This window comes from Pseudomonas sp. LBUM1648, from assembly GCF_059716145.1.
Window position 1 is genome coordinate 771,035 of record NZ_CP166808.1, and the last position, 26,181, is coordinate 797,215.

Annotated in this window: 24 protein-coding genes; 10 read left to right on the forward strand and 14 right to left on the reverse strand. The window is 60.7% G+C overall.

The window, feature by feature from the left end; translation table 11 throughout:
- Positions 1-115: 115 nt before the first annotated feature.
- The 3 genes from ACA043_RS03325 to ACA043_RS03335 form a co-directional block, all read right to left on the reverse strand.
- Positions 116-1,663, reverse strand: coding sequence for a collagen-like triple helix repeat-containing protein (locus ACA043_RS03325; RefSeq protein ID WP_497658612.1), 1,548 nt, complete (start codon positions 1,661-1,663; stop codon positions 116-118).
- A 506-nt stretch (positions 1,664-2,169) separates the two neighbouring features.
- A complete protein-coding gene (locus tag ACA043_RS03330) occupies positions 2,170-3,024 on the reverse strand; it encodes a MaoC family dehydratase (RefSeq protein WP_497616320.1) in 855 nt (284 codons plus the stop codon).
- A 2-nt stretch (positions 3,025-3,026) separates the two neighbouring features.
- Entirely contained in the window at positions 3,027-4,379 is a 1,353-nt protein-coding gene (locus ACA043_RS03335) for a 3-oxoacyl-ACP reductase (RefSeq protein ID WP_497658613.1), read from the reverse strand.
- A gap of 332 nt (positions 4,380-4,711) precedes the next feature.
- Here ACA043_RS03335 and ACA043_RS03340 point away from each other — a divergent pair, with 332 nt between their 5' ends.
- The 3 genes from ACA043_RS03340 (at position 4,712) to ACA043_RS03350 (ending at position 8,476) form a co-directional block, all read left to right on the forward strand.
- Positions 4,712-5,989 carry an acetyl-CoA C-acetyltransferase gene (locus ACA043_RS03340; RefSeq protein ID WP_497658614.1) on the forward strand — a complete coding sequence of 426 codons (1,278 nt, stop codon included), beginning with the start codon at positions 4,712-4,714 and terminating at the stop codon, positions 5,987-5,989.
- Between the two features lie 231 nt (positions 5,990-6,220).
- Positions 6,221-7,117: a PA4780 family RIO1-like protein kinase gene (locus ACA043_RS03345; protein WP_187681148.1), complete on the forward strand. Its 897-nt coding sequence runs from the start codon at positions 6,221-6,223 to the stop codon at positions 7,115-7,117.
- Positions 7,118-7,261: 144 nt separating this feature from the next.
- Entirely contained in the window at positions 7,262-8,476 is a 1,215-nt protein-coding gene (locus tag ACA043_RS03350; protein ID WP_489880635.1) for an MFS transporter, read from the forward strand.
- On the opposite strand, the gene cueR is transcribed toward ACA043_RS03350, so the two are convergent.
- From cueR to ACA043_RS03365, 3 genes are all read right to left on the reverse strand, one after another.
- Positions 8,430-8,843 (reverse strand): Cu(I)-responsive transcriptional regulator, encoded by a 414-nt coding sequence (gene cueR, locus ACA043_RS03355; protein ID WP_401268755.1) that lies wholly within the window; start codon positions 8,841-8,843, stop codon positions 8,430-8,432. The genes ACA043_RS03350 and cueR overlap by 47 nt on opposite strands.
- A complete protein-coding gene (gene cueA / locus ACA043_RS03360) occupies positions 8,840-11,233 on the reverse strand; it encodes a copper resistance metal-translocating P1-type ATPase CueA (RefSeq protein ID WP_497658615.1) in 2,394 nt (797 codons plus the stop codon). Before cueA ends, cueR begins: the two co-directional genes overlap by 4 nt.
- A 123-nt stretch (positions 11,234-11,356) precedes the next feature.
- Positions 11,357-11,740: a hypothetical protein gene (locus ACA043_RS03365; protein ID WP_401268751.1), complete on the reverse strand. Its 384-nt coding sequence runs from the start codon at positions 11,738-11,740 to the stop codon at positions 11,357-11,359.
- A 148-nt stretch (positions 11,741-11,888) separates the two neighbouring features.
- On the opposite strand from ACA043_RS03365, the gene ACA043_RS03370 reads away from it, so the two are divergent.
- Positions 11,889-12,086, forward strand: coding sequence for a heavy-metal-associated domain-containing protein (locus ACA043_RS03370; RefSeq protein WP_401268749.1), 198 nt, complete (start codon positions 11,889-11,891; stop codon positions 12,084-12,086).
- A gap of 90 nt (positions 12,087-12,176) precedes the next feature.
- Positions 12,177-13,373 carry a multidrug effflux MFS transporter gene (locus ACA043_RS03375; protein ID WP_497616329.1) on the forward strand — a complete coding sequence of 399 codons (1,197 nt, stop codon included), beginning with the start codon at positions 12,177-12,179 and terminating at the stop codon, positions 13,371-13,373.
- Positions 13,374-13,379: 6 nt separating this feature from the next.
- Here the strand turns inward: ACA043_RS03375 and ACA043_RS03380 are convergent, their stop codons facing one another.
- Together ACA043_RS03380 and ACA043_RS03385 are read right to left on the reverse strand one after the other, a co-directional pair.
- Entirely contained in the window at positions 13,380-13,553 is a 174-nt protein-coding gene (locus tag ACA043_RS03380) for a hypothetical protein (protein WP_163024159.1), read from the reverse strand.
- A gap of 153 nt (positions 13,554-13,706) precedes the next feature.
- Positions 13,707-14,720: a zinc-binding alcohol dehydrogenase family protein gene (locus ACA043_RS03385; protein ID WP_497658616.1), complete on the reverse strand. Its 1,014-nt coding sequence runs from the start codon at positions 14,718-14,720 to the stop codon at positions 13,707-13,709.
- Between the two features lie 128 nt (positions 14,721-14,848).
- Here ACA043_RS03385 and vimR point away from each other — a divergent pair, with 128 nt between their 5' ends.
- The 3 genes from vimR (at position 14,849) to ACA043_RS03400 (ending at position 18,336) form a co-directional block, all read left to right on the forward strand.
- Positions 14,849-15,778 (forward strand): transcription regulator VimR, encoded by a 930-nt coding sequence (gene vimR, locus ACA043_RS03390; protein WP_497658617.1) that lies wholly within the window; start codon positions 14,849-14,851, stop codon positions 15,776-15,778.
- A 317-nt stretch (positions 15,779-16,095) separates the two neighbouring features.
- The gene (locus ACA043_RS03395) at positions 16,096-16,830 is read left to right on the forward strand and encodes an ArsR/SmtB family transcription factor (RefSeq protein ID WP_187681140.1); all 735 of its coding nucleotides are present in this window, start codon (positions 16,096-16,098) and stop codon (positions 16,828-16,830) included.
- 126 nt (positions 16,831-16,956) lie between these two features.
- Positions 16,957-18,336 (forward strand): MFS transporter, encoded by a 1,380-nt coding sequence (locus tag ACA043_RS03400; RefSeq protein WP_401268737.1) that lies wholly within the window; start codon positions 16,957-16,959, stop codon positions 18,334-18,336.
- 46 nt (positions 18,337-18,382) lie between these two features.
- On the opposite strand, the gene ACA043_RS03405 is transcribed toward ACA043_RS03400, so the two are convergent.
- The 3 genes from ACA043_RS03405 to ACA043_RS03415 all read right to left on the reverse strand — a co-directional run bounded on the left by ACA043_RS03405 (position 18,383) and on the right by ACA043_RS03415 (position 21,598).
- Positions 18,383-19,336 carry an adenosine deaminase gene (locus ACA043_RS03405; protein ID WP_497658618.1) on the reverse strand — a complete coding sequence of 318 codons (954 nt, stop codon included), beginning with the start codon at positions 19,334-19,336 and terminating at the stop codon, positions 18,383-18,385.
- An 80-nt stretch (positions 19,337-19,416) separates the two neighbouring features.
- Entirely contained in the window at positions 19,417-20,382 is a 966-nt protein-coding gene (locus ACA043_RS03410; protein ID WP_497658619.1) for a 2-oxoglutarate and iron-dependent oxygenase domain-containing protein, read from the reverse strand.
- Between the two features lie 142 nt (positions 20,383-20,524).
- Entirely contained in the window at positions 20,525-21,598 is a 1,074-nt protein-coding gene (locus tag ACA043_RS03415; RefSeq protein WP_497658620.1) for a BMP family ABC transporter substrate-binding protein, read from the reverse strand.
- Between the two features lie 231 nt (positions 21,599-21,829).
- Here ACA043_RS03415 and ACA043_RS03420 point away from each other — a divergent pair, with 231 nt between their 5' ends.
- Entirely contained in the window at positions 21,830-22,921 is a 1,092-nt protein-coding gene (locus tag ACA043_RS03420) for a calcium:cation antiporter (RefSeq protein ID WP_497616339.1), read from the forward strand.
- A 52-nt stretch (positions 22,922-22,973) separates the two neighbouring features.
- On the opposite strand, the gene ACA043_RS03425 is transcribed toward ACA043_RS03420, so the two are convergent.
- From ACA043_RS03425 to ACA043_RS03435, 3 genes are all read right to left on the reverse strand, one after another.
- Positions 22,974-24,332, reverse strand: a complete 1,359-nt coding sequence (locus ACA043_RS03425) for an 8-oxoguanine deaminase (RefSeq protein WP_187681134.1) — start codon at positions 24,330-24,332, stop codon at positions 22,974-22,976.
- Between the two features lie 244 nt (positions 24,333-24,576).
- Positions 24,577-25,263, reverse strand: a complete 687-nt coding sequence (locus ACA043_RS03430) for an SDR family oxidoreductase (RefSeq protein ID WP_497616341.1) — start codon at positions 25,261-25,263, stop codon at positions 24,577-24,579.
- Positions 25,264-25,280: 17 nt separating this feature from the next.
- On the reverse strand, positions 25,281-25,637 hold the full coding sequence (locus ACA043_RS03435) for a MerR family transcriptional regulator (RefSeq protein ID WP_187681311.1): 357 nt from the start codon (positions 25,635-25,637) through the stop codon (positions 25,281-25,283).
- An 83-nt stretch (positions 25,638-25,720) separates the two neighbouring features.
- Between ACA043_RS03435 and ACA043_RS03440 the strand changes: the two genes are divergently transcribed.
- Positions 25,721-26,170 carry a hypothetical protein gene (locus ACA043_RS03440; protein WP_497658621.1) on the forward strand — a complete coding sequence of 150 codons (450 nt, stop codon included), beginning with the start codon at positions 25,721-25,723 and terminating at the stop codon, positions 26,168-26,170.
- Positions 26,171-26,181 lie beyond the last annotated feature (11 nt).

Sequence of the window (26,181 nt, forward strand, 5' to 3'; positions counted from 1 at the left end):
ATCACAGCGAGGGCTGATTTTTTCCTAAGAAAAAAGCGGAAGACTCGTTGGAATCTTCCGCCTTCAACCAAGCGTAGGCGCTGTAGGTGAGGCCGTCGAATCGGCCAGGTGCAATTTAGCGTTTGTTGCCTCCCAGAGCGCCGGTCAAACCACCGAGTACGCCGCCCAATCCGCCAGTGGTGCCGCCCGTTGTGGTGCCACCGTTAACCAGACCGCCGACCGCTGCGACGGTGCCGCCAACGTTATTGACCAGGCCACCGACAGCTGTAGTGACCGGGTTGTTGGTGGCAGCAATCGCGCCACCGAGGTTGCTGACCGCGCTACCGGCCTGGCCGGTGAGGCTGGCCACAGGACTGCCCAGGCCCGTGGCAGCACCGACTTGTTGCGTCAGGCCGGTGACCGCGCTGGTGACCGGGTTGAGTGCGCCGCCGACGTTGTTGCCGAGTGCGGCCAACGGCGTAGTGGTGGAGGTGATCGGTGCGCCTGAGCCACCGAGAACGGTGTTCAGCGAGGCGATGGTATTGCCCAGCCCGCCTGCAGTGACACCACCGGCACTGACCACGCCGTTGGTATTACCGGCGTTCAAGCCTGTGCCAACGTTGACGACTGCGCCGCCGACGGTTTGCAGCAAGCCAGTGCCGCCGAGGCCACCGCCGATACCGCCACTCCCTGAACCGGTGCCGTTGGACACCAGGCCGCCAGCCTTGCCCGCCGCCGTACCGACATTGCTCAGTGCGCCGCCGAGGGTGTTGGTCAGGGCATTGCCGTTACCCGCGTCGGTGACTTTGTCGCCGACACCATCAACGGTGCTGCCGACTTTCTGGATCACGCCTTTGAGCGGGTCGCCCAGACCGGTGGCATCACCGATTTTGTCGGTGGTGCTTTCAACCATGGCAATCACCGGCACCAGGCCGCTGCCGACTTTATTGGTCAATTGGCTGGTCGGGCCGTTGCTGAGGGTGGTGTTGAGGGTGTCGCCGAGCATGGTGACTTTCTCCCCTACGCCATCGAGTACCGGTGCGACTTTAGTGACCACGCCGCCGACCACGGGAACGCTGCTGGTCGCGGTGGCCAGTTTGCCGCTGAGGTCGGACACGCCATCGCCGACATCCGTTACGACGCCACCGACCGAGGCCACGGTGGTGGTCAGGCCTTTGGGATCAGTGGCCAGCTTGCCGATGCCATTGGCCACGCCATCGCCCAAAGTCGTGACCACGTTGCCGGCGGTGTTGGCCGCGCTCTGCACTACGCCACCGACCACAGGCACGGTGCTCAAGGAGTCACCAATCTGGCCGACGCCGTCGCCGACGCCGCTGACCGTTTTGCCGACATCCTGCACAAGGGTGGTCGTCACCAGTGCAGCCGGGGTGGATGGATTGGTCGGATTGGTCGGGTCTGTCGGATTGGTTGGGTTGGTTGGATCGGTCGGGGTACCGCCAGTTCCACCTGTACCGCCTGTCCCACCGGTTCCACCTGTACCGGCAGTATCCCCGGTCCCTCCGGTTCCGCCTGTGCCTCCGGTACCATCGGTGCTGGTTGCCGGAGAGGAACTGCCGGAACTGCTCTTATGACCGCCACCGCCGCTGCTGCAACCGGTGAGGCCGAGGGAAAGGATCAATGCCAGAGCGATTGCCGATTTGCACCACACGTCTTGAGTTTTCATGATCGAGATTCCTTGCACCTGTAACAACATTCGTCGTTTTCGATGGCTCACCGATCTGTTGTCGGTGATGCCTCGTCCGTGGTGCCAATCTCGATCCGGGGGCGGATTCACGCCATTCTCAAGTTGGTATTAACGCCTTTATATATAAGGCGATGCACAGCGCCTAAGGACTAATACCCAAGGTATAGAAGGGCAAAAAAAGCCTTTAGAATCAAGGCTTGGTATTTATCGGGGAAGGGGACAGGTCGCGTAAAAACTTAAGTGATATATACACAATTAACAGGCTGTCCTTCTCCCAGGATGCCAGAGCTCTGTGTTGAAAGAGGCTCTTGTGGCGAGGGGATTTATCCCCGATGGGTGGCGCAGCCGCCCCAAAAACCTGAGAGCGGGGTGGGGCAGATATACCCTGTGCGCAGGTTTGCGACGGCTGCGCCGCCGATCGGGGATAAATCCCCTCGCCACAGATGCCTTCACACATAGGCTGCTTTCATTGAGCTTTATGTGGATCAGGCGATCGGCTGCCAATTCCCCACCATATGTTCCAGGTCTCCAGCGCCCACCAGCCGCAGCTCCCCACTCGACCCCGCCGCGCTCGCCAGTAACGTCACTTCGCTTGGCAATCGCACCGGTTTGCGAAAGTGCACAGTGATCTCCAGATTGGCCTTGGGCAAGTGATCCGCCAACGCCGCCAGCGTGCGCGCCTTGTTCCACAAACCGTGGGCGATGGCCGTGGGAAAGCCGAACAACTTGGCGCTGGCCGCACTCAAGTGGATCGGGTTGTAGTCGCCCGACACTTTGGCGTATTGCCGGCCAATGTCTGCCGGGGCTTGCCACTTCGCTGTTTCCACCAGCGCCTGGGTCGATTCCCAATTCTGCTCGACAGGCTCACCGTCAAGTTTCACCCCGCGGCAGAGCATCTGACTTTCGGCTTCCCACAACGGCCCGAGTTGATCATCCAGCGTGGTCAGCAGATCGAACGTCGCGCCCTTGGGATGCGGTTGCAGGTTGTGCACGCGCACGCTGACTTGCGCACGACTGATCCCACCCATCGGGCGCAGCACGCGAATGCGGTTGCTCAGATGAATGAGCCCCAGCAGCGGAAACGGAAAATCCTTCGCCGTGAGCAATTGCATCTGCAAGGCAAACGCGAGGATGTGTGGATAAGTCGGCGGCAGCAGGCCGTCGTCGGCAAAACCGCAGACTTTGCGGTAGTTCGCCAGGCGTTTGCCATCGACATCGACTAAACAGCGCAGGCCGCTGTCGGGCAGTTGCGTGCCGGTGATTTTGCGACGCGTCGCTGCCCGCGCATACAGCCCGGGCAGACTCGGTTCACGTTCCAGTGTGTGCCATTCGATGCTCATGCCTAAGCCCCCAGAACACTTTGTCCACAGACCCGCAGCGCCTGCCCGGTGAACGCGCCGGTGCCCGGTTGCGCCAGCCACGCGACGGCTTCGGCGACGTCTTGCGGCAAGCCACCCTGACCCAGCGAACTCATGCGTCGCCCGGCTTCACGCAGGCCAAAGGGGATGTGCGCGGTCATCTGGGTTTCGATGAAACCGGGGGCCACGGCGTTGATGCTGATGCCGCGTTCCAGCAGCGTCGGCGCCCAGGCTTGGGCAAGGCCGATCAAACCGGCCTTGCTTGCGGCGTAGTTGGTTTGCCCGCGATTGCCGGCGATCCCGCTGATCGAGGCGAGCAAAACCACCCGCGCGTTGTCGTGCAACGTGCCGCTGTCGAGCAGGGCTTTGGTCAGCACTTGCGGGGCGTTGAGGTTGACCGCCAGCACCGCGTCCCAGAATTCCGGGGTCATGTTGGCCAAGGTCTTGTCGCGGGTGATCCCGGCGTTGTGCACGAGAATGTCGAGACCGTCCGGCAATTGTTCGATCAGTTGCGCGGCGGCATCTTCGGCGCAGATATCGAGGGTGATGCTGCGCCCGCCAAGGCGTGCAGCGAGGGCTTCGAGATCGATCTTGGCCGGCGGTACATCGAGCAGAATCACCTCAGCGCCATCGCGTGCCAGGGTTTCGGCAATCGATGCGCCGATACCACGCGCCGCGCCGGTGACCAGCGCCTTGCGCCCGGCCAATGGTCGCGTCCAGTCCGTCACGGGCGTGGCACACGCAGTCAGGCGAATCACTTGCCCGGACACGAAGGCACTTTTCGGCGAGAGGAAAAACCGCAGCGGGCCTTCCAGTTGATCTTCGGCGCCTTCGCCAACATAGATCAATTGCAGGGTGCCGCCGCCGCGCAGCTCTTTGGCCAGCGAGCGGGAAAAACCTTCCAGGGCCCGTTGGGCACTGGCGGCGAACGGATCGCGCAGGGTTTCCGGCGCACGGCCGAGAATCACCAGATGGGCACTGTGATCAAGATTCTTCATCAGGGGCTGAAAGAACTCGCGCAGTTGCTTGAGCTGGTCGGTGTGCTGCAAATCACTGGCGTCGAAGACTACGGCTTTGAGTTTCGGGCCGAGGCCGGGAATCCATTCGGTGGCCGTCGCCGGTTGCTCGCCGTAGCGATAAATCCCCTCGGTCAAACGGTTGGCAAACGCGCTGACGCGCTCGGCCAGCGGCCCGCCGCCGATCAGCAGCGCACCTTCCACCGGCCGCAGGCGTCCGGCCTGCCAGCGCTCCAGTCGCACCGGCGACGGCAGGCCCAGTGCCCCGACCAGACGATGGCCGATGGACGAGTTGGCGAAGTCGATATAGCGGTCAGACATGGAACGCTCTCCAAAAGTTGGGGTTCAAAGTGTGGACTACTCACGGCAATCAATCGTTCGATCCACGCAATAAGGCCTACGCTAGAACACTGAGGTTTAGCAGGTCTTGCAGATAAATGCGGAAGCTGTGGGAGAGCAGTTTATGTGGCGAGGGGATTTACCCCCGATGGGGTGCGCAGCGGCCCCTGACCTGCGGACGCGATTTGCCTGATAAACCGCGATTGCAGAATTTGGGGCCGCTGCGCGTCCCATCGGGGATAAATCCCCTCACCACAGGCTCGCTCCCACAGGGGGGCTGCGTGAAATTTCGATCATTTAACAAGGAGCTTTTCATGAGTCAGCTGCGCCGCGTCGCGATCATCGGCGGTAACCGTATCCCTTTCGCCCGTTCCAACGGACCGTACGCCGCTGCCAGCAATCAGGCGATGCTCACCGCAGCCCTTGAAGGCCTGATCGAACGCTACAACCTGCACGGCCAGCGCATCGGCGAGGTGGTGGCGGGTGCGGTACTTAAATTGTCACGGGATATGAACCTGACCCGCGAATGCGTGCTCGGCTCGCGCCTGTCACCGGCCACCCCGGCCTACGACATCCAGCAAGCCTGCGGCACCGGCCTTGAAGCCGCGTTGCTGGTGGCCAACAAAATCGCCCTTGGCCAGATCGATTGCGGCATCGCTGGCGGCGTCGACACCACGTCGGACGCGCCGATCAGCGTCAGCGAAGGTCTGCGCAAGATCCTTCTGCAAGCCAATCGCGCCAAGACCACCGGCGACAAACTGAAGACTTTCCTGCAACTGCGCCCCAAACACCTGATCCCGGAATTCCCGCGCAACGGCGAAACGCGCACCGGCCTGTCGATGGGCGAACATTGTGAGCTGATGGCGCAGACCTGGAATATTCCTCGCGAGGATCAGGATCAACTGGCCCTCGAAAGCCATCACAAACTCGCGGCTTCCTACAGCGAGGGTTGGCATAACGACCTGATGACACCGTTCCTCGGTCTGACCCGCGACAACAATTTGCGCCCTGATCTGACCCTGGAAAAACTCGCCTCGCTGAAACCGGCCTTCGAAAAAAGCGCCAAAGGCACGCTGACAGCGGGCAACTCCACGCCACTCACCGACGGCGCTTCCGTGGTGCTGCTCGGCAGTGAGGAATGGGCGAAGGAACGCGGCTTGCCGATCCTCGCGTACCTGCGCGATGGCGAAGCGGCGGCGGTGGACTTCGTCAACGGCGCCGAGGGGCTGCTGATGGCGCCGGTGTATGCGGTGCCAAGGCTGCTGGCGCGTAATGGGCTGACCCTGCAGGATTTTGACTATTACGAAATTCATGAAGCGTTCGCCGCGCAGGTTTTGTGCACGCTCAAGGCCTGGGAAGATCCCGAATACTGCAAAACCCGGTTGGGGTTGGATGCGCCGCTGGGTTCGATCGACCGCAGCCGACTCAACGTGAAAGGCAGCTCGCTGGCGGCGGGGCATCCGTTTGCTGCGACCGGTGGGCGGATTGTCGCGAATTTGGCGAAGTTGCTGGATGCGGCGGGCAAGGGGCGTGGGTTGATTTCGATTTGTGCGGCGGGCGGGCAGGGGGTAACTGCAATTCTTGAACGCTGACCACAATCCCATCGCAGGAGTGAGCCGTGTCAGATTCTGTCGCAAATGCCCTCAACGTCATTTGCCAACATTCCCGACAGGCTCAGCTATGATTCGCAGCGGTCGATTTTCCGGCACAGTGTGTGCATCTTCACGGTTCACAGGTCGGCAACCCCTCCCCGTGATGCGAGGATTGCCGTATAACGAGTGACATTCGCGTGTTTGGTAATAAAGGACCCACAATAAAAGCTGATGAAGACTCCAAAACGCATTGAACCCCTGATCGAGGACGGTCTGGTCGACGAAGTGCTGCGCCCACTGATGAGTGGTAAAGAAGCAGCTGTTTATGTGGTGCGCTGCGGCAATCAGTTACGTTGCGCAAAGGTCTACAAGGAGGCGAACAAACGTAGTTTCCGCCAGGCGGCCGAGTATCAGGAAGGCCGCAAGGTTCGCAACAGCCGACAGGCTCGCGCGATGGCCAAGGGCTCAAAGTTCGGTCGCAAAGAGACCGAGGATGCCTGGCAGAACGCCGAGGTTGCGGCGCTGTTCCGTCTGGCCAGTGCCGGGGTACGCGTACCCAAGCCTTACGATTTCCTCGACGGCGTGCTGTTGATGGAACTGGTGGCCGACGAATTCGGCGAGGCGGCACCGCGTCTGAACGACGTGGTGCTGGAGCCGGATCAGGCGCGCGAGTATCACGCGTTCCTGATTTCGCAGATCGTGCTGATGTTGTGTACCGGTCTGGTGCACGGTGACCTCTCCGAGTTCAACGTGCTGCTGACACCGACCGGTCCGGTCATCATCGACCTGCCGCAAGCGGTGGATGCTGCGGGCAACAACCACGCGTTCAGCATGCTCGAACGTGACGTTGGCAACATGGCTTCGTATTTCGGCCGTTTCGCGCCGGAACTGAAGAAGACCAAGTACGCCAAGGAAATGTGGGCGTTGTACGAAGCCGGCACCTTGCACCCGGCCAGCGTGCTGACCGGCGAGTTCGACGATCCGGAGGATCTGGCCGATGTTGGCGGGGTGCTGCGTGAGATCGAAGCGGCGCGGCTGGACGAAGAGCGCAAGCAAGCGATTCGTGCGGCAGACGACGAGCCCAAGGGCAAGTCGGATGAACCACCGCCGCCACCGTGGATGCAGTGATTGCGTAACAAAAAACCCGGCTTCGGCCGGGTTTTTTTATATTTGCATTACCCCTTGTAGGAGCTGCCGAAGGCTGCGATCTTTCGATCCTGTTTTTTAAGGGCAAGATCAAGAGATCGCAGCCTTCGGCAGCTCCTACAAGGAATGTATGTGACCAGCCCCCGCAACGCCCACCTGATCATCACCGCCCGGCTGATTTCCGATTTCGGCGCCTTCCTCAACATGGTTGCGCTGGCCACTTACGTCTATCTGCTGAGCAACAGCGCAATGAGCGTCGGCATCTTCCTGGCCAGCCGCGTCGGTGGCGGGATCTTCGCCAGTCTGATCGGCACGGGGTTTTACCGACGCTTCAGCGGTCGTCTGCCGCTGATCGCGTTCGATCTGCTGCGCGCCGGCGTGCTCGGTTTGCTGTTGATTGTGCCGGTCAGCCAGCAAGCGCTGCTGTTGCCGTTTATCGCCTTCGGCCTGGGCCTGGGCAATTCGATGTTCGCCATCGGTCTCAATAGCCAGTTGCCGCGCTTGATTGAGCCTGCGCATTTGCTCAAGACCAACGCCTGGATCACCTCGGCCTCATCGGCGGCGATGGTTGGCGGCAGTCTGGTTTCGGGATTGCTGGTGGCCGGTTTCGGTTTTGAAGTGGTGTTCGCGCTAAACGCGCTGACCTACTTGCTGGCAGCGTTGTTGATTGTGCCGCTGCGTTTCGACACCCCGACCCTCAATGAAAAATCCGCACGCGGCGAGTGGTCAGCCCTCAGGCAAGGTCTGCGCAGTGCCCCGGTGATTGCCGCAATGCTTGCCGTGACGATGGCCGACACCTTGGGCAGCGCCGCGCACAACGTCGGTTTTCCGATCATTTCAAAACTGCTGTCACCGGATTCGGCAAGTACCACATTGGGCTTGATGCTGGCGGTGTGGGCCAGTGGCAAACTGCTCGGCGCACGCATCGCCAGTCGCCTCAAAGGCTCGGACAACATTCACCTGGAACGGCGGTTTTTCTTCGGCGTGGCGCTGATGTCTTGCGGTTTTATCCTGATGTTCCAGCAGCACAGTCTGTTCGGGTTGTTGCTGTTTTCGTTGCCGGCGGGACTGGGAGATGGCTTTTCCGAGGTCGGTCTGCTCTCGCGGCTACAACGTGAGCCCGAGGATTTGCGTCTGCCGATCTTCAGCTTCCTGACGCTGTTGCAAATGACCGGGTTCGGCATCGGCATGCTGATCGCCGCGCCGTTCTACCAATGGTGGACGCCCGGTGCCGTGGTCATGCTGTTCCACGGCATTCCCCTGGGCACCTTGCTCACGGTGAAAGTATTGGCGCTCAGGCGCGGGCGGGTGTTGCGCAGCAGCCCGACGCCAGCTCCTTGAGGATCGGGCAGTCGGGGCGATGGTCGCCCTGGCAGTGTTCGACCAGATCCTGCAGGGTGTCGCGCAACTGGCCGAGCTCGCGGATCTTCTGGTTCAACTCGTCGATGTGCTGCCGCGCCAAGGCCTTCACATCGGCGCTGGCCCGTTGCCGGTCCTGCCAGAGCGTCAGCAGCTTGCCGACTTCCTCCAGAGAAAACCCCAGGTCCCGCGAACGCTTGATGAAGGCCAATGTGTGCAAGTCATCATCGCCGTAAATCCGATAGCCGCTGTCGGTACGATGGGCCGCTTTGAGCAAACCGATCGACTCGTAATAACGGATCATTTTCGCGCTCAGGCCACTGTGGCGGGCCGCTTGGCCGATGTTCATCGGTGCTCCTCCAGATCCTTGGGCTTCCAGGTTTTCAACAGTAGCGCATTGCTCACCACGCTGACGCTCGACAGCGCCATCGCCGCACCGGCCAGCACCGGGTTGAGGAAGCCGAACGCCGCCAGCGGAATGCCGATCAGGTTGTAGACGAAGGCCCAGAACAGGTTCTGGCGGATCTTCGCGTAGGTCTTGCGGCTGATTTCCAGCGCTGCCGGCACCAGCCGTGGATCACCGCGCATCAGGGTGATGCCGGCCGCATGCATGGCCACGTCGGTGCCACCGCCCATGGCGATGCCGATGTCCGCCGCCGCGAGTGCCGGGGCGTCGTTGATACCGTCGCCGACCATGGCGACCACGCCGGTTTTCTTCAGCTCGGCAACGGTGGCGGCTTTGTCCGCCGGCAACACTTCGGCGTGAACATTTTTGATGCCCAGAGCCTCGGCCACGACGCGCGCGCTGCCACGGTTGTCGCCGGTCAGCAGATGGCTTTGGATATCTCGGGCGGCGAGTTGTTGCACCGCTTCCAGTGCGCCGGGTTTCAACGTGTCACCGAAAGCGAACAGACCGAGCACGCGCGGCTGCGGACTTTGTTCGATCAGCCATGAAAGGGTGCGGCCCTCGGCTTCCCAGGCTTGCGCAGAGTCAGCCAGACTGCCGGTGCTCAAACCACTTTCTTCGAGCATCCGCCGATTGCCCAGCGCCAGACGCCGACCGTCAAGGCTGCCGGCGATGCCGCGACCGGTCAGGGATTGGCTATCGCTGACGTCGGGCACCTTCAGATCACGTTCAGCGGCCGCATCCAGCACAGCTTTGGCCAACGGATGTTCACTGCCACGTTGCAGCGCGCCGGCCAGTTTCAGCAGTGTGTTTTCGTCGCCATCGACCGCGCTGAAATGGGCGATGCGCGGCGTGCCAGAGGTCAGCGTGCCGGTTTTGTCGAACACCACGTTGCTGACTTCATGGGCACGTTCCAGGGCTTCGGCGTCCTTGATCAGAATGCCGTGACGCGCGGCCACACCAGTGCCGGCCATGATCGCGGTCGGCGTGGCGAGGCCGAGCGCACAGGGGCAAGCGATGACCAAAACCGCGACAGCATTGATCAGCGCGGTTTCCAGCGGCGCGCCGTATAGCCACCAGCCGATCAGCGTCGCCAGGGCCAACACCAATACTGTCGGCACGAACACCTGGCTGACTTTATCCACCAGTTTCTGGATCGGTGCTTTCGCCGCTTGAGCGTCTTCGACCAGACGAATGATCCGCGCCAGCACGCTTTCCGCGCCAAGGGCGGTGGTGCGCACCAGCAAGCGGCCTTCACCGTTGATCGCGCCGCCGGTGACTTTATCCCCCGGTTGTTTCGGCACCGGCAGGCTTTCGCCGCTGATCAAGGCTTCGTCGGCGTGGCTTTGGCCTTCCAGCACTTCGCCATCGACCGGGAAACGCTCGCCGGGTTTGACCAGTACCTGATCGTTCAGGCGCAGGGCGCTAATGGCGACATCCTGCTCGCGGCCATCGATCACTTGAATCGCCCGCTCTGGACGCAAGGCTTCAAGGGCACGAATGGCGCTGGCGGTCTGACGTTTGGCGCGGCTCTCCAGATATTTACCGAGCAGTACCAGTGCAATCACCACGGCCGAAGCTTCGAAATACAGATGCGGCATGCGCCCGGCGGCGGTCGCCCACTCGTAAAGACTCAAGCCATACCCGGCGCTGGTGCCGAGCGCGACGAGCAAGTCCATGTTGCCTGCGCCGGCGCGCACGGCTTTCCACGCGGCCACGTAAAAGCGCGCACCGAAGATGAATTGCACAGGTGTGGCGAGGGCGAATTGCACCCAGGCCGGCAGCATCCAATGGATGCCGAATGGTTGCAGCAACATCGGCAACACCAATGGGAGCGCGAGGGCGATGGCGCAGATCAGCGCCCAGCGTTCATGTTGCAGGCGCTGTTGCTGGTTATCGGTTTGCGGATGTTCGGCTTGCCAGATGCTGGCCGAGTAACCGGCCTTGCTCAAGGCGTCGAGCAGGGTTTGTGAGTCGACCTGGCCGAGCAGTTCGAGGTGGGCGCGTTCGTTGGCCAGATTGACGCTGACGCTTTTAACGCCCGGGACTTTGTTCAGGGCGCGCTCGACGCGACCCACGCAGGAAGCGCAGGTCATGCCGTCGATGCTTAACTCGATGGTTTGTTGCGGCACGCTGTAACCGGCGCGCTCAACGGCTGCCATCAACGCCGGCAAACTGTCACCGGGCGCGTGGACTCGCGCCTGTTCGGTGGCGAGGTTGACGCTGACGGCACTGGCGCCGATGACTTTGCTCAAGGCGCGCTCGACACGCCCGGCGCAACTGGCGCAGGTCATGCCGGCAATCGGCAGATCGAAAGTGATGGATTCGGACATCGGTCACGCTCCCTGTAGAAGTTGCCTACAGGATCAACCTTGCCACGCGGGCAAGGTCAAGCGCCAATCTTCTACCGTTGATCGTTCCCAAGCGGAGCGTGGGAACGATCATGTGGGAGCGACTTAGTACCCGAGATCGGCGCGCTTGAGGTACATGCCTTCCTGGGTCATCGCGATTCGGTACTTCTGCACATCACCAGCATGCAGTTTGATCTCCTGTGAACCTGGCGCCAGCAATCCCGGATTGCAGCCCGGCACTTGCCCCGGCAACAGTTTCAGACGCAGCGACACAGTGCCCGGCGGCAGGTTGAACGAGGTGCTCTGTTCCTGAAACAGCCGCGCCGACAATTGATCCTGGATATACACGCCGATCTCGCAGGAGGTCGCCACTTCCAGGCGCTCGCGGGAAATGATCAGCACCCCGTAGTCCTCTCCGGCGGCGTGCGCCGAAGGGAAAGCGGCAAAAAGACTGAGAAAGCCAAACAGGCTGAAAGCTGACCAGCGCATGGCTGAATCTCCTGAGTTCATGTCATAGATGCATGCAGCTTGGCCGAGCGCGGCGCCGATTGCCAGCCCGGCAGTTTATTCAAGAACTTGACCTTACCATCGTGGCAAGCTCGAAACTGCCGGCAACCTCACTCAAAGGAGTCACTCCATGCAAGTGTTCAATGTTCAAGGCATGTCCTGCGGTCACTGCGTCAAAGCCGTCACTCAAGCCCTGCAGTCCAAGGATCCGGCGGCCAGTGTGCACGTCGATCTGGCTGCCAAAGAAGTCGGCGTCGAAAGTGCGCTGAGCGCAGAACAGGTCATCGCGATCATCAGCGAAGAAGGCTATCCGGCAAAACTGGCCTGAGGTTTTTATAGTTAGCGAGCTATCGGAATGTTCAAGGCGTCCGGGCGCGGCTAGACTGTCGGGCTGCCGACTTGCCAACCTGGATGCCTGATGAACCTCCGTACCATTCTGATCCTTGGCGCCTTGAGCGCCTTCGGTCCTTTAGCGATCGACTTCTATCTGCCGGCATTCCCGTCGATGGCGCTGGCCTTTGGCACCGATGAAAAACACGTTCAACTGACGCTGGCTGCGTATTTCCTCGGCCTGTCGATTGGTCAACTTTTATACGGCCCGGTGGCAGATCGTTTCGGTCGGCGGATTCCGCTGCTCAGCGGCGTTGGGTTATTCACCGTCGCGTCACTGGCCTGTGCTTATGCACCGAATCTCGAATGGCTCATCGGCGCGCGTTTTGTCCAGGCGCTGGGCGGTTGCGCGGGGATGGTGATTGCCCGGGCGGTGGTCAGCGACAAATGCGATGCGGTGGGCTCGGCGAAGGTGTTCTCGCAATTGATGCTGGTGATGGGCCTGGCACCGATTCTGGCGCCGATGCTGGGCGGGCTGCTGGTCAACACCACAGGCTGGCAGTCGATCTTCCTGGTGTTGACCGGGTTCAGTGCATTGGCGGGCTTGGCCGTGGCCCTCGGTCTGCCGGAAAGTCTGCCTGACCATGTGCCGCGCCAGCCGTTGTCCGGTGCGCTGCGTCAGTACGGGCGGCTGTTCAAGGATCGGGTATTTCTCGGCCACGCCCTGACCGGGGGTATCGCCGTCGCCGGGATGTTTTCCTACATCGCCGGTTCGCCGTTCGTGTTCATCAAACTTTACGGCGTGCCGGCCGAGCATTTCGGCTGGTTGTTCGGCACCAACGCGGCGGGTTTCATTCTGGTGGCTCAGGTCAATGCGCGGCTATTGGCCAAACGCGGCCCGGCCTTTCTGCTGGCGCGTGCAGTGTGGGTGTACCTGTTGGCGGGTGTGGCATTGCTGGCGGTCAGTGCGCTGCACACCGAAGCGCTGTGGCCGCTTTTGATTCCGTTGTTCATCTGCATCGCCAGCCTCGGTTGCATCCTGCCCAACGCTTCGGCATGTGCGATGAACGGCCAAGGAGCGCGGGCCGGCAGTGCGTCGGCGCTGATGGGCTGCTTGCAATTCAGCGTTGCATCCGGCGCCGCTTCGCTGGTGGCAATCCTGCACGACGGCAGCGCCATGCCGATGGCCATGGTCATCAGCCTGTGCGGGTTGTTGGTAGTGAGCGTCGCGATGCTCACCCGGCGTTTGCAGAATGCCCGGGCGGTAGCGCAAGCCGCTGCGTAAGGTGACTCAGCCGGCGGCGCGCTGCTGGCTGCGGTCGGGAAACTGGTGCGGCGCGCAAATTCGCGCTTCTAGGGTGCGGGTGAAGGCCAAGGCTTCGGCTTCACTGCGGAATGTCACGGCGTGCTGGTCGAGTCGAACCTGCCATTGAGACTTTGCCACTTCTTTTATCAGGATCTTCATTGCTGACCTCCCTTACGTAAAAGATGTACCGCAGAGGTTTCGATTGTAGACCCGAATACGATCGCAATTGTGACAACGGTCAAGCATCTGACTGACGGCAAAAAAAGACCGCAGCCCATGCAGGCGCTGCCGCAGGCTGCGATCTTCTGCTCTTCAGAAACCTTCTAAAACAATTTTCCCCTTGGCTTTGCCGCTCTCCAGCAGCTCATGTGCCCGGCGCAGATTGGCCGCGTTGATCGTGCCGAAGTGCTCGCCGACCGTCGTCTTCAACGTTCCCGCATCAATCAGCTTGGCCACGCGGTTGAGCAGGTTGTGCTGCTCGATCATGTCTGGTGTCTCGAACAGCGAGCGGGTGTACATGAACTCCCAGTGCAGCGACAGGCTCTTGCGTTTGAGCTTGGTCACGTCCAGCGACTTCGGATCATCGATCAATGCCAGTTTGCCTTGCGGCGCCAGTGCTTCGACCAATTGATCCAGATGTTGATCGGTCTGGGTCAGGCTGGCGACGTGAGTCACGTTGTTAATGCCGGCGCGTTTCAGTTCCTCGCTCAACGGCTGGCTATGGTCGATCACCAGATCCGCGCCCAGCTCCGTGACCCAATCACGGGTCTGCTCGCGCGATGCAGTACCGATCACCTTAAGACCGGTCAGTTGCTTGGCCAATTGAGTGAGGATCGAACCGACCCCGCCCGCCGCGCCGACGATCAGCAGGCTCTGGCCTTCATCGGTTTGGCCTTCGCCGATTTGCAGGCGTTCGAACAACAACTCCCACGCGGTGATCGCAGTCAGGGGCAGGGCGGCGGCTTCGGCGAAACCGAGGGACTTGGGCATATGGCCGACAATCCGCTCATCGACCACGTGCAATTCGCTATTGCCGCCCGCGCGGGCAATGGAGCCGGCGTAGAACACTTTGTCGCCAGCCTTGAACAGCGTCACTTCACTGCCAACCGCCTTGACCACACCGGCCACGTCCCAGCCCAGCACTTTCGCGGCGCCACCTTCAGGGGCTACGTTCTGCCGTACCTTGGTGTCCACCGGGTTGACCGAGATGGCTTTGACTTCCACCAACAGGTCGCGCGGGCCGGCCATCGGCTCTGGCAGTTCGATGTCTTGCAGGGCTTTTGCGTCGCTGATGGGCAAGGAAGCGTAATAGGCAATGGCTTTCATGAGTGGCTCCGAACAGTAAGTAATGCAGGGCAAATTCGATGGGACAGATGATTGGCTATTTCTTCACAAGATAAAACCGGCTAAAACCGCAGTCTCTTTCAATATTTTTTTGATAATCGGGGCTGTGGATGCTGCGTTTCGATGATTTGCAGTTGTTTGTCCGGGCGGCGGATCTGGGCAGTCTGTCGGCGGCGGCGCGGGTGATGGACATGTCCGCCGCCGTGGCCAGTGCGGCGCTCAAGCGTATCGAACAGCAACTCGGTGCGCGCCTGCTGGCCCGTTCGACGCGCAGCCTGCGCCTGACCGCCGAGGGCGAAGGTTTTCTCGAATACGCCCGTGCGGCATTGAGTAATCTCGATGAGGGCCGGCGGTTACTGGCCAGTGGACAGGAACAAGTCAGCGGGATTTTGCAGCTGTCGGCGCCCTCGGACTTCGGCCGCAACTTGTTATTGCCATGGCTCGACGAGTTCCAGCGCGAGCACCCGAAACTCACCGTACGCCTGCTGCTCGGCGACCGTATCGCCGATCTTTTTCGCCAGCCCGTGGACATCGCTCTGCGCTATGGCGAGCCGGAAGACTCCAGCCTGGTTGCCCTGCCTGTCGCCCCGGACAACCGTCGCGTGCTCTGCGCATCACCGGCCTATCTGGCGCGGCACGGCGAACCGCGCCAGCTCGAACAACTGGCTCAGCACAATTGCCTGTTGTACATGCTCGGCAGTCGGGTTCATGACCACTGGAGTTTTCACGACGGTAAACGCGAGGTCGGCCTGACGGTCAGTGGCGACCGATTCAGTGATGACGCCGACGTCGTGCGTCTATGGGCGGTGGCAGGAGCGGGAATTGCCTACAAGTCATGGCTGGATGTGGGCGCCGATGTCCTTGCCGGGCGCCTCAAAGTGCTGCTGCCAGAGCTGCTGTGCGAACGCGCTCCGCTGAATTTGCTGTGCGCCCATCGCGCACAATTGAGTAAGCCGGTGAACCTTCTGAGGGAAATGCTCGCCAGCCGATGCGCTGAATTGAGTAGTCAATTTCCCGCTTTCCAGAAACTTGATCATTAGTCGCAGCTAAATAGAGAAATTTCTGTCAGGAACAATCACCACCCGTGCAGGCTTAGGCGCGGGACGGGGCTTGCATCCCGCTTATACTAGCGCCCGCCTCATGCCGGTACCGAAACATGGCCCGAACGCCGTCAATGCCGAACTGCCACTGTTTGGATCAGGGCTGCATTTCGTCGCCGGGTTCTGTGCCGGAACATGTTATGTCAACGGCCTGCCTTGCCCCGGTTCAGGGCGATTTTCGCGTCTTGGCCGCCGACCCATTACTGGTCAAGATGTCTGCGAGCAGTAGACGATACGATTCCACAGGGAGTGAATACATGGAACATGCACCTTGCATCAGCCAGATCGCCACGTTGCTGGCCGACCCCAAGCGCAGCGCGATGATGTGGGCGTTGATGGACGGCTCGGCCCGGCACACCGAGGAGCTTGCGCTACTGGCAGGGCTGTCGCCGTCGTCGGCCAGTGCGCATCTGGCACGGCTGGCCACCGGCGGTCTGTTGAAGGTCGAAGTCCGTGGTCGCAAACGGTTTTTCCGTCTCTCGGCGCCGGAGGTCGGGGCGGCGATAGAAGCCCTGGCCAGCGCCACCATCGCCAGTGCCCCGCGGGAAATACCCGAAGTATTCAAGCGCGCCACACCCATGGCCAAACCTCAGGCAGCGCCTTCTTCGCTGCTGCGCGCACGCTTTTGCGATGACCACCTGGGCGGCACGCTGGCTGCCGATCTGTACCAGCGCCTGCTCGACGCCGGCTGGATCGAACAGCTTGAACAGCGCGTGGTGGTGACGCAAAAAGGCGCGAAACAATTGGCCCTTCGCGGGGTATTCATCCAGGCACTCGCCCATCGCAATGTACAGGTAGCCTGTGCCTGCCCGGACTGGAGCGAGCGCCGTCCGCACATGGGCGGTTCACTCGGCGCGGCGTTGCTGCAGTTGTTCATGCAGTCCGGTTGGCTGACGTTGCCCAATGACTCAAGAGCCCTGCAGTTGACGGCCACCGGACAGCGCGAGTTGCACCGTTTCGCCCGGGAAACCGAGCTGGAAATGGCGTTGTAGAGCGATTGAGAAGGACGTCGGGCGTTACGGCGTCGTCTACGACTGCGAGCAGGTCGCATCCAGTACTAACTCTGAATCACCATCGCGCACACTCGATCCGGGGACTTTTCGGATGGGGGAGGCGGCATGGACACTCAAGGCTTCAGCGCGGCAGAACGTTTGGAACGGCTGCCGATCAGCGGTTATCACCGGATTATTTTCATCATCATCGCCTTGGCGTTTTTCTTCGACTCCATGGATCTGGCGATGATGACGTTCCTGCTCGGTTCGATCAAAGCCGAGTTTGGTCTGAGTAGTGCGCAGGCGGGGCTGCTCGCCAGTTCGAGCTTCTTCGGCATGGTGCTGGGCGCGTCGCTTTCCGGCATGCTCGCCGACCGCTTCGGGCGCAAACCGGTGTTTCAGTGGAGCATCGTTCTCTGGGGAGTGGCCAGTTACCTGTGCTCGACGGCGCAAACGGTCGAGACGCTGACGCTGTTCCGCATCCTGCTGGGGATCGGCATGGGCATGGAGTTTCCCATTGCGCAGTCGATGTTGTCCGAGCTGATTCCGGCGCAACGGCGCGGTCGCTACATCGCATTGATGGATGGCTTCTGGCCGCTGGGTTTTGTCGCAGCCGGGGTGCTGTCGTACTTCCTGTTGCCGGTGATTGGCTGGCGCGACATCTTTCTGGTGTTGGCGGTGCCGGCGGTGTTTGTGCTGGCGATCCGGTTTTTCATACCCGAGTCACCGCGCTGGCTGGAACAGGCCGGGCGGCATGGAGATGCCGATAAAGTCTTGAACGGGATCGAAGAGCGCGTGCGATCGTCCCTTGGCGTTGCGACATTGCCGCAACCGCTGCGCCTGCCGCGAACCGTGACGCCTCCGGGCAACTTTTTCTCGGCGCTGAAGCAGATCTGGTCGCCGCAATACCGCCAGCGCACAACGATGATCTGGAGCCTGTGGTTCTTTGCGCTGCTGGGTTTTTACGGGCTGACGTCGTGGCTCAGTGCATTGCTGCAACAGTCGGGTTTCGCTGTAACCCAGTCGGTTTACTATACCGTGCTGATTTCCCTCGGCGGGATTCCCGGATTTCTGATGGCCGCGTGGCTGGTGGAGCGCTGGGGACGCAAACCGGTGTGCATCGTCACGTTGCTCGGCGGCGGGGTGATGGCGTTTCTCTACGGGCAGAGCGCGGTGTTTGGCGGCAACGTGGCCTTGTTGATCAGCACGGGATTGCTGATGCAGTTTTTCCTGTTTGGCATGTGGGCGGTGCTCTACACCTACACGCCGGAGTTGTATCCAACCTCGGCCCGGGCGACAGGCTCGGGGTTTGCTTCGGCGATTGGCCGTGTGGGTTCCTTGCTCGGGCCGTTGATCACCGGGCTGGTGTTCCCGATCACCGGGCAGGGTGGGGTGTTTGCGTTAGGCGCGTTGTGCTTCGCGATTGCGGCGGGGGTGGTGTGGCTGTTCGGGATGGAGACGCGAGGCAAGACGCTGGAAGAGCTGACAGAGTCGACATCGGTATAAATGTGGGCGCGAGCAAGCTCGCTCCCACATTGGATCTTCAGCGTTATTACGGTTTTACCAACCGCGCATCCAGGCTGTTCTGGGCCAGGCGCTTGGCCTGATCCTGGGTCATGCCCAAATGCTCGTACAGCGCATGGAAGTTCTCGGTGACATAACCGCCGAAGTACGCCGGGTCATCGGAGTTCACCGTGACTTTCACGCCACGTTCGAGCATGTCGAGGATGTTGTGCTGCGACATGTGATCGAACACGCAGAGCTTGGTGTTCGACAGCGGGCACACGGTCAGCGGGATCTGCTCTTCGATGATCCGTTGCATCAGGCGCTCGTCTTCGATGGCGCGCACGCCATGGTCGATACGCTGGATTTTCAGCAGATCAATGGCTTCCCAGATGTATTCCGGCGGGCCTTCTTCACCGGCGTGGGCGACGGTCAGGAAGCCTTCGTGACGGGCGCGGTCGAACACGCGCTGGAACTTGCTCGGCGGATGGCCCATCTCGGAACTGTCCAGACCGACCGCGACAAATGCGTCACGGAACGGCAGCGCCTGATCGAGGGTTTTCTGTGCTTCTTCTTCGCTCAAGTGGCGCAGGAAGCTCAGGATCAAACCGCTGGTGATACCCAGTTGCTGCTCACCATCTTTCAATGCGGCGGCGATGCCGTTGAGCACCACTTCGAACGGGATACCCCGGTCGGTGTGGGTCTGCGGATCGAAGAACGGTTCGGTGTGAATCACGTTCTGCGCTTTGCAGCGCAGCAGGTAGGCCCAGGTCAGGTCGTAGAAATCCTGGGAGGTGCGCAGCACGTCGGCGCCCTGGTAATACAGGTCGAGAAATTCCTGCAGATTGTTGAAAGCGTAAGCCTTGCGCAGGGTTTCGACGTCATTCCACGGCAGGGCGATCTTGTTGCGTTCGGCCAGGGCGAACAGCAGTTCGGGCTCCAGCGAGCCTTCCAGATGCAGGTGCAGTTCAGCCTTGGGCAGGGCGTTGAGCCAGTCGTACATATTCTTTTCTCATCAGGTGCAATGGCGGCATTCTACAGATGCTCGCCGAAACAATTGGCAAAACCTGACCAACCGATCCGTCACACCGCTTCCTGTTCCCGCCGATAGGCGTAGGTATCGGCGAAGCGCGACAGCAGGAATTCGGCGCAAGTGGTGGTCGGATATTTCGCCGGGTGCTGTGCGTCCTGGCAACCGGGCAGGCATTCGATGCGAGTGTCCGGGTGCGGTTCGGCGAAGAACGGCATCGAATAGCGATCCACCCCGAGCGGGCTGTTCACCCGATGTGGCGTCGAGCGATAACGGTCGTTGCTCCAGCGCGCCATCATGTCGCCGAGGTTGACCACGAAGGTGCCGTCAATCGGCGGCGCATCGATCCATTCACCGTTGACGTTCTTCACTTGCAGGCCACCGGCGCTGTCCTGATAGAGCAGGGTGATGCAGCCGTAATCGGTGTGCGCGCCGGCACCTTGCTGTTCGGCGGAACTGGCGGTGTGGCGTGGCGGGTAATGGATCATCCGCAACACACTGACAGGCTCATTGAAACGGCTGTCGAAGAAATCACGTTCAATGCCGAGGGCAATGGTCATGGCGCGCAGCAACGTTTGCGCGAGGGCCTGCATGTCGAGGTAATGCTGCTCCATCAAGGTTTCCCATCCCGCTTGCGCAGGATGGCGGTTCGGCCCGCGCAAGGGTTTTTCTGCCAGCACCTCAGGATGGTTCGCCGGCAGGTGCAGGCCCATGTCGAAGGTTTCTTTCAGGTCGCTGGGTTTATCCGGGTCGAGTTGTTCGGTGGCGATGGCGCCGTAGCCGCGATGGTGGCGGGTCTGGGTGATATCGATCTGAAGTTTTTCGGTGGCGGGCAGGGCGAAGAAGCGCTGCGCGTGGTCGAGCAACTCGTCGATGCGTTGAGGGGCAATCGGATGGCCCTTGATGTAGAAAAAGCCCCATTCGCGGCAGGCGAGGTCGATCTGTTCGGCCACGGCGGGCCAGGCGTTCTGGTTGTCGCTGTAGAGCGGGCTGATGTCGATGATGGGAAGCTGATCCATACACAATCCTTGGGGCGGTGAGTTTCCAATGTGGGAGCGAGCCTGCTCGCAAAGAGGGCGTGTCAGGCAACATCTTTGTTCAATGACACACCGCTTTCGCGAGCAGGCTCGCTCCCACAGGGTTTTGTGTAGTGAGTAAAAATTACTTCGGCATCTCGGCCTTCATCCCTTCCACGTAATAGTTCATCGACGCCAGTTCCGCCGTGGTCGCACTCACACCCGCCGGAATTTTCTCGACCCCGGCCTGATCCTTGATCGGCCCGGTAAACGGTTGCAACGCGCCGCTCTTGATGTCGGCAATGATCTGCTCGGCCTCGGCTTTTACCGGCGCCGGCACCAGATCGCTGATCGGCAATTCAACCGTGCCTTCTTTCAGCCCGCCCCAGTAATCCTGAGACTTCCAGGTATGGTCGATGACGCTTTGTGTCGCCTGAATGTAGTGCGGCGCCCAGTCGTTGACGATCGAGGTCAGCACCGCTTTCGGGCCGAAGTGCGCCATGTCCGAGGCATACCCCACCGCGTACACCCCACGGCGTTCGGCCGCCTGAATCGGTGCCGGGCTGTCGGTGTGCTGGAACACCACGTCGACACCCTGGTCGATCAATGCGTTGGCAGCATCGGCTTCCTTGCCTGGATCGAACCACGAGTTGACCCACACCACTTTGATCTCGGTGCCGGGGTTGTACTTGTTCAGGGCCAGTTGAATCGCGTTGATGTCGCGGATCACTTCCGGAATCGGGAACGAGGCGACATAGCCGATCTTCTTGGTCTTGGTCATCTTTGCCGCGAGGAAACCGCCGACGTAGCGGCCCTCGTAAGTGCGCGCCAGATAGGTGCCGAGGTTCTTGTCCTGCTTGTAACCGGTGGCGTGTTCGAAGGTCACTTTGGGAAATTGCTTGGCGACTTTCAGCGTCGGGTTCATGTAGCCGAAAGATGTGGTGAAGATCAGGTCGTACTTGTCCTTGGCCATGTTGCGGATCACCCGCTCGGCGTCGGCGCCTTCGGCAACGTTCTCCACGTAGCTGGTGGTGATCTTTGAGCCGAGCTTCTCCGCCAGCGCCTTGCGCCCCTGTTCATGCTGATACGTCCAGCCGTGGTCGCCGATCGGGCCGATGTAGACGAAACCGACCTTCAGCGGATCGGCAGCGCTGGCGCTCAGGCTGATCCCCAGACCGATAGCGGCGCACAGCAGTTTGTGCAGCGGACGTATTTGCATGAATTGGAGCTCCATTTTGTTGTGTGTGGTCAGCACCAATGCAAATTGCTGACCAACAGGACAACAAACGTCACGAAACCGCATAACGGCCTTCGCGAGCAGGCCGGCAAGGCCAATAAAAGTGCATGCCTGAAACCAGCTGCCATCCACTGGTGCGCTAAGGTGTAACGAAACGTTAGCGCCGCCCCGCAGTCAGTAGCTCATTCGCACTCTTCGGTAAAAAGGCCCGCAATGCTCTCAATCCTCAAGCAAGAAAGCTTTCTTGTGCTGGCCCTGCTCGCCGCACTCGTCGCTTATCCACTGGAACACTGGATGCTGCACAGCGGCCAGATGGTCGCGCTGATTTCAGGTCTGGTACTGATCGCTTTCATCGTCGCCGCCTCGATGCGTGTCGCCCATCAAGCTGAACTGTTGGCGGAAAAAGTCGGCGATCCTTACGGCACGATGATCCTCACCCTGGCCGCCGTGCTGGTGGAAGTGGTGATCCTGGCGATCATGATGAGCAACGAAGCCTCGGCGACCCTGGTGCGCGACACCATCTATTCCGCAGTGATGCTCGACATCAACGGCATCCTCGGCCTCGCCGCGCTGATGGGCGGGATCAAGCACGGCGAGCAGTCCTACAACGATGATTCGGCGCGCAGCTACAGCGTGATGATCCTCACCGCCATGGGCGTGTCGATGGTGGTGCCGGAGTTCATTCCCGAGGCCAACTGGAAGATTTATTCGGCGTTCACCATCGGCGCGATGGTGGTGCTTTACGCGTTGTTCCTGCGCATGCAGGTCGGCCCGCACAGCTACTTTTTCAGCTACAGCTACCCGGACAAACGCCGCAAAAAAGAGCCGGCGGAACAGGAGCCGAAACCGGTCAGCCTGGCGCTGTCTATCGGCATTCTGGTCGCGGGTGTAGTGGTGATCGGCGCACTGGCCGAGGTGATGTCCAAGACCCTCGATCTGGGCCTGGAAGGCACGGGGGCGCCGCCGGTGATCACGGCGATTCTGGTGGCGGCGATCTCGGCCGCGCCGGAAATTTTGACCGCGTTGCGCGCCGCATTGGCCAACCGCATGCAGTCGGTGGTCAATATTGCGATGGGCGCGTCACTGTCGACGGTGATCCTGACTGTGCCGGTGATGGAGGCGATGGCGCTGTATACCGGCCAGCCGTTTCAGATGGCGATGACACCGGTGCAGACGGTGATGATTTTCCTGACGCTGATCGTCAGCGCGATCAACCTCAATGACGGCGAGACCAATGCCATTGAGGGCATGACGCACTTCGTGTTGTTTGCGACGTTTATCATGTTGTCCTTGCTGGGCCTCTAACGACGGATGATCGTTCCCACGCAGAGCGTGGGAACGATCAGATTGGGAAAGATCAGGTACCAGCAATCAACTGGCGAGCAGCTTGGCTGTGATCGGCAATCAGGCCTTTCAGATCCAGCCCTTCAACCTGACCATCGATGACACGCCACTTACCACCAATCATCACCCGATCCGCCCGATCTGCGCCGCACAACAGCAACGCCGAAATCGGATCATGGCTACCCGAGAAACGCAGTTCATCGAGCTTGAACAACGCCAGATCCGCTTGCTTGCCCACCGCCAGTTCGCCAATGTCGGTACGCCCCAACAGGCTCGCCGAACCCTTGGTTGCCCAGCCCAAAACACGTTCCGGAGTAATCTTTTCGGCGCCGTAACGCAGGCGCTGGATGTACAGCGCCTGACGCGCTTCAAGGATCATGTTCGACGCATCGTTGGACGCCGAACCGTCGACGCCCAGGCCAAACAGCGCACCAGCGTCGGTCAGGTCGATACTCGGGCAAATGCCGGAAGCCAGGCGCATGTTCGAACTCGGGCAGTGGCAAATGCCGGTGCCCGCCTGACCGAGGCGGGCGATTTCGTCCGGGTTGAAGTGGATGCCGTGGGCCAGCCAGGTGCGCGGGCCGAGCCAGCCGACGCTGTCCAGATAATCCACGGTGCGCAGGCCGAAACGCTGCAGGCAGAAATCTTCTTCATCGAGGGTTTCGGCCAGGTGCGTGTGCAGGCGCACGTCGAGTTTGTTCGCCAGTTCGGCGCTGGCCGACATGATTTCCGGCGTCACCGAAAACGGCGAGCACGGCGCCAAAGCGATCTGGATCTGCGCGCCGTCACCGCGCTCGTGGTACTCGTGAATCAGGCGCTGGCTGTCGTCGAGAATCACCTGACCTTCCTGCACGGTCTGCTGCGGCGGCAGGCCACCGTCCTTCTCGCCGAGGCTCATCGAACCACGGGTGAGCATGGCGCGCATGCCCAGTTCACGCACGGTTTCGACTTGCACGTCGATGGCGTTTTCCAGACCGTCCGGGAATAGGTAATGGTGGTCGGCGGCGGTGGTGCAGCCCGACAGCAGCAATTCAGCCAAAGCCACTTTCGTCGCGAGGGCGAGTTTTTCCGGGGTCAGGCGCGCCCACACCGGGTACAGGGTTTTCAGCCACGGAAACAACGGCTGATTGACCACGGGCGCCCAAGCGCGAGTGAGGGTTTGGTAGAAGTGGTGATGCGTGTTGATCAGGCCCGGCAGGATCACGTGTTCGCGGGCGTCGAACACTTCATTGCATGGCGCGGACGGCTGCTGACCGGCAGCGAGGACTTCGACGATCACACCGTCTTGCAGCACCAGACCGCCACGGGCATCGAGCTCGTTGGACGTGAAAATGGCGAGGGGATTTTTTAACCAGGTACGGATGGCAGGCATTGTGGCCGGCTCCTCTGAAAATGGGGTTCAGGGTTGCCAGCTCAGTGTTGCCCTGTCTGCTGATCCAGGGTCGTCGCGGGGACGAGGTGCGGAGTTTCAAACAAAACCGCTTTATGGGCAACCCCCACCCGACAGGACACCACGATCCCCTGTAGGAGCTGCCGAAGGCTGCGATCTTTTGATCCTGTTTTTTAAAATCAAAAGATCGCAGCCTTCGGCAGCTCCTACAGGGAGATTTGTGTGCTTACCAGGGAATGGTTTCACCCTTGTAGTTCACAAAGTGATGCCCGCCCTTGCCGGTATACGCATTCACCTGATCAACCAGGCCGCGCGTGCTGGTCTCGACATCAACGTTGGCGCCTTCGCCGCCCATGTCCGTCTTCACCCAACCCGGATGCAGCGACAGCACGGTCAGTTTCTGCTCGCCCAGTTGGCTCACAAAGGTGTTGGTCATCGAGTTCAGCGCAGCCTTGCTCGCTTTATACAGCGCCAGTTCCGGCTCGTCAGGCGTAGTCACGCTGCCCAGCCTCGAACTCATGAACGCCAGCACGCCGCTGCCGTCGCGAATCTGCCCGACAAAGCGCTGGGCCAGATTGATCGGTGCCACGGCGTTGGTGAAAAACAATTTCCCGACTTCAGCCAGTGTCGCGCCGCCCGGGGTTTGCACGTCCGGGCCTTTGACTCCGGCGTTGACGAACAGCAGGTCGAAGGTTTCACCTTTGAGTTGTTGACTCAGGGCGATCACTGCTTGCTGGTCATCCATGTCGAGCTTCTCGATGCGCACCTTGCCCAGCGCTTGCAACGCCTCGGCTTTTTGCGGATTGCGCACCGTGGCCGTCACTTGCCAGCCATCGGCCAGCAGGGTTTTCACCAAACCGAGACCCAAGCCACGGGAGGCGCCGATGATCAGTGCGTTTTTTGCCTGGGACATGATGGGTTCCTTGAAAGTCAGAGTTCAGGATTCAATGGACACGCCTGACCGAGCCGTAGTTGCAACTCCTGACGCAAGGCGTCGAGTTCACTCATGCGGGTTTCGATCAGTTGCAGTTTGTCGCGCAGCAATTGCGCCACGGCGTTTTCCGGATCGGGAGCGTTCCACAACGCGGCAACGCTGGCGCCGATCTCGCCGAGGGTAAAGCCCAGTCGTTGCGCAGTCTTGATGTAGAGCACCAGTTGCACCATCTCCGACGGGTAGTCGCGATAACCGTTGGCACTGCGTTGCGCCGCGATCAATCCGCGCTGCTCGTAGAAACGCAGCGTGTCGCGGCTGACGGCGCTGGCTTGGGCTAACTCACCGATGCGCATTGTGCTGCACTCAATAGGGCTTGACCCTGGAGCATACTCCAGGCTTTACCGTGGTTGCTCCTCAAATTTCTGGAGCATGGATGATGTGGACGGCAACCCAGTATCGAAACGTGGTGCGCGGCAGTGCCTGGTATGACCTGATCGTCACGGCGGCGTTTGTTACGCCGTGGAGTTTTGCTGTTTTACATGAGCTGTTAACCGCGCTGGATTTCCCTGGCGAACTGCCGGCATTCCAACCGGTGCACATGTTGATGGCGAATCTGTTGGGCTCGGTGGTTTGTGTGTGGGCAGTGCTGCGGATTCGGGATCCGCAGGCGCTTTATGGACGGTATGACGCGGTGGCGCGATTTCTGTTTGCGGCTTGGCAGGGATATGCCTTGCTGCAGGGCGCCAGTTCAATTTTGATTGTTTTTCTGGTCTTCGAACTGGCGTGGGGCATTACTCAGGTATTGCCTGTCAGTACGCTTTCGCGAGCAGGCTCGCTCCCACAGGGGAATGCGGTTTACTGTGGGAGCGAGCCGGCTCGCGAATAGGCCCGCTCAGA

Coding starts and splice junctions, on each gene's coding strand:
- ACA043_RS03325 (WP_497658612.1), bottom strand. CDS start 1,663: ATGAAAACTCAAGACGTGTGGTGCAAATCGGCAATCGCTCTGGCATTG.
- ACA043_RS03330 (WP_497616320.1), bottom strand. CDS start 3,024: ATGAGCATCGAATGGCACACACTGGAACGTGAACCGAGTCTGCCCGGG.
- ACA043_RS03335 (WP_497658613.1), bottom strand. CDS start 4,379: ATGTCTGACCGCTATATCGACTTCGCCAACTCGTCCATCGGCCATCGT.
- ACA043_RS03340 (WP_497658614.1), top strand. CDS start 4,712: ATGAGTCAGCTGCGCCGCGTCGCGATCATCGGCGGTAACCGTATCCCT.
- ACA043_RS03345 (WP_187681148.1), top strand. CDS start 6,221: ATGAAGACTCCAAAACGCATTGAACCCCTGATCGAGGACGGTCTGGTC.
- ACA043_RS03350 (WP_489880635.1), top strand. CDS start 7,262: ATGTATGTGACCAGCCCCCGCAACGCCCACCTGATCATCACCGCCCGG.
- cueR (WP_401268755.1), bottom strand. CDS start 8,843: ATGAACATCGGCCAAGCGGCCCGCCACAGTGGCCTGAGCGCGAAAATG.
- cueA (WP_497658615.1), bottom strand. CDS start 11,233: ATGTCCGAATCCATCACTTTCGATCTGCCGATTGCCGGCATGACCTGC.
- ACA043_RS03365 (WP_401268751.1), bottom strand. CDS start 11,740: ATGCGCTGGTCAGCTTTCAGCCTGTTTGGCTTTCTCAGTCTTTTTGCC.
- ACA043_RS03370 (WP_401268749.1), top strand. CDS start 11,889: ATGCAAGTGTTCAATGTTCAAGGCATGTCCTGCGGTCACTGCGTCAAA.
- ACA043_RS03375 (WP_497616329.1), top strand. CDS start 12,177: ATGAACCTCCGTACCATTCTGATCCTTGGCGCCTTGAGCGCCTTCGGT.
- ACA043_RS03380 (WP_163024159.1), bottom strand. CDS start 13,553: ATGAAGATCCTGATAAAAGAAGTGGCAAAGTCTCAATGGCAGGTTCGA.
- ACA043_RS03385 (WP_497658616.1), bottom strand. CDS start 14,720: ATGAAAGCCATTGCCTATTACGCTTCCTTGCCCATCAGCGACGCAAAA.
- vimR (WP_497658617.1), top strand. CDS start 14,849: ATGCTGCGTTTCGATGATTTGCAGTTGTTTGTCCGGGCGGCGGATCTG.
- ACA043_RS03395 (WP_187681140.1), top strand. CDS start 16,096: ATGGAACATGCACCTTGCATCAGCCAGATCGCCACGTTGCTGGCCGAC.
- ACA043_RS03400 (WP_401268737.1), top strand. CDS start 16,957: ATGGACACTCAAGGCTTCAGCGCGGCAGAACGTTTGGAACGGCTGCCG.
- ACA043_RS03405 (WP_497658618.1), bottom strand. CDS start 19,336: ATGTACGACTGGCTCAACGCCCTGCCCAAGGCTGAACTGCACCTGCAT.
- ACA043_RS03410 (WP_497658619.1), bottom strand. CDS start 20,382: ATGGATCAGCTTCCCATCATCGACATCAGCCCGCTCTACAGCGACAAC.
- ACA043_RS03415 (WP_497658620.1), bottom strand. CDS start 21,598: ATGCAAATACGTCCGCTGCACAAACTGCTGTGCGCCGCTATCGGTCTG.
- ACA043_RS03420 (WP_497616339.1), top strand. CDS start 21,830: ATGCTCTCAATCCTCAAGCAAGAAAGCTTTCTTGTGCTGGCCCTGCTC.
- ACA043_RS03425 (WP_187681134.1), bottom strand. CDS start 24,332: ATGCCTGCCATCCGTACCTGGTTAAAAAATCCCCTCGCCATTTTCACG.
- ACA043_RS03430 (WP_497616341.1), bottom strand. CDS start 25,263: ATGTCCCAGGCAAAAAACGCACTGATCATCGGCGCCTCCCGTGGCTTG.
- ACA043_RS03435 (WP_187681311.1), bottom strand. CDS start 25,637: ATGCGCATCGGTGAGTTAGCCCAAGCCAGCGCCGTCAGCCGCGACACG.
- ACA043_RS03440 (WP_497658621.1), top strand. CDS start 25,721: ATGTGGACGGCAACCCAGTATCGAAACGTGGTGCGCGGCAGTGCCTGG.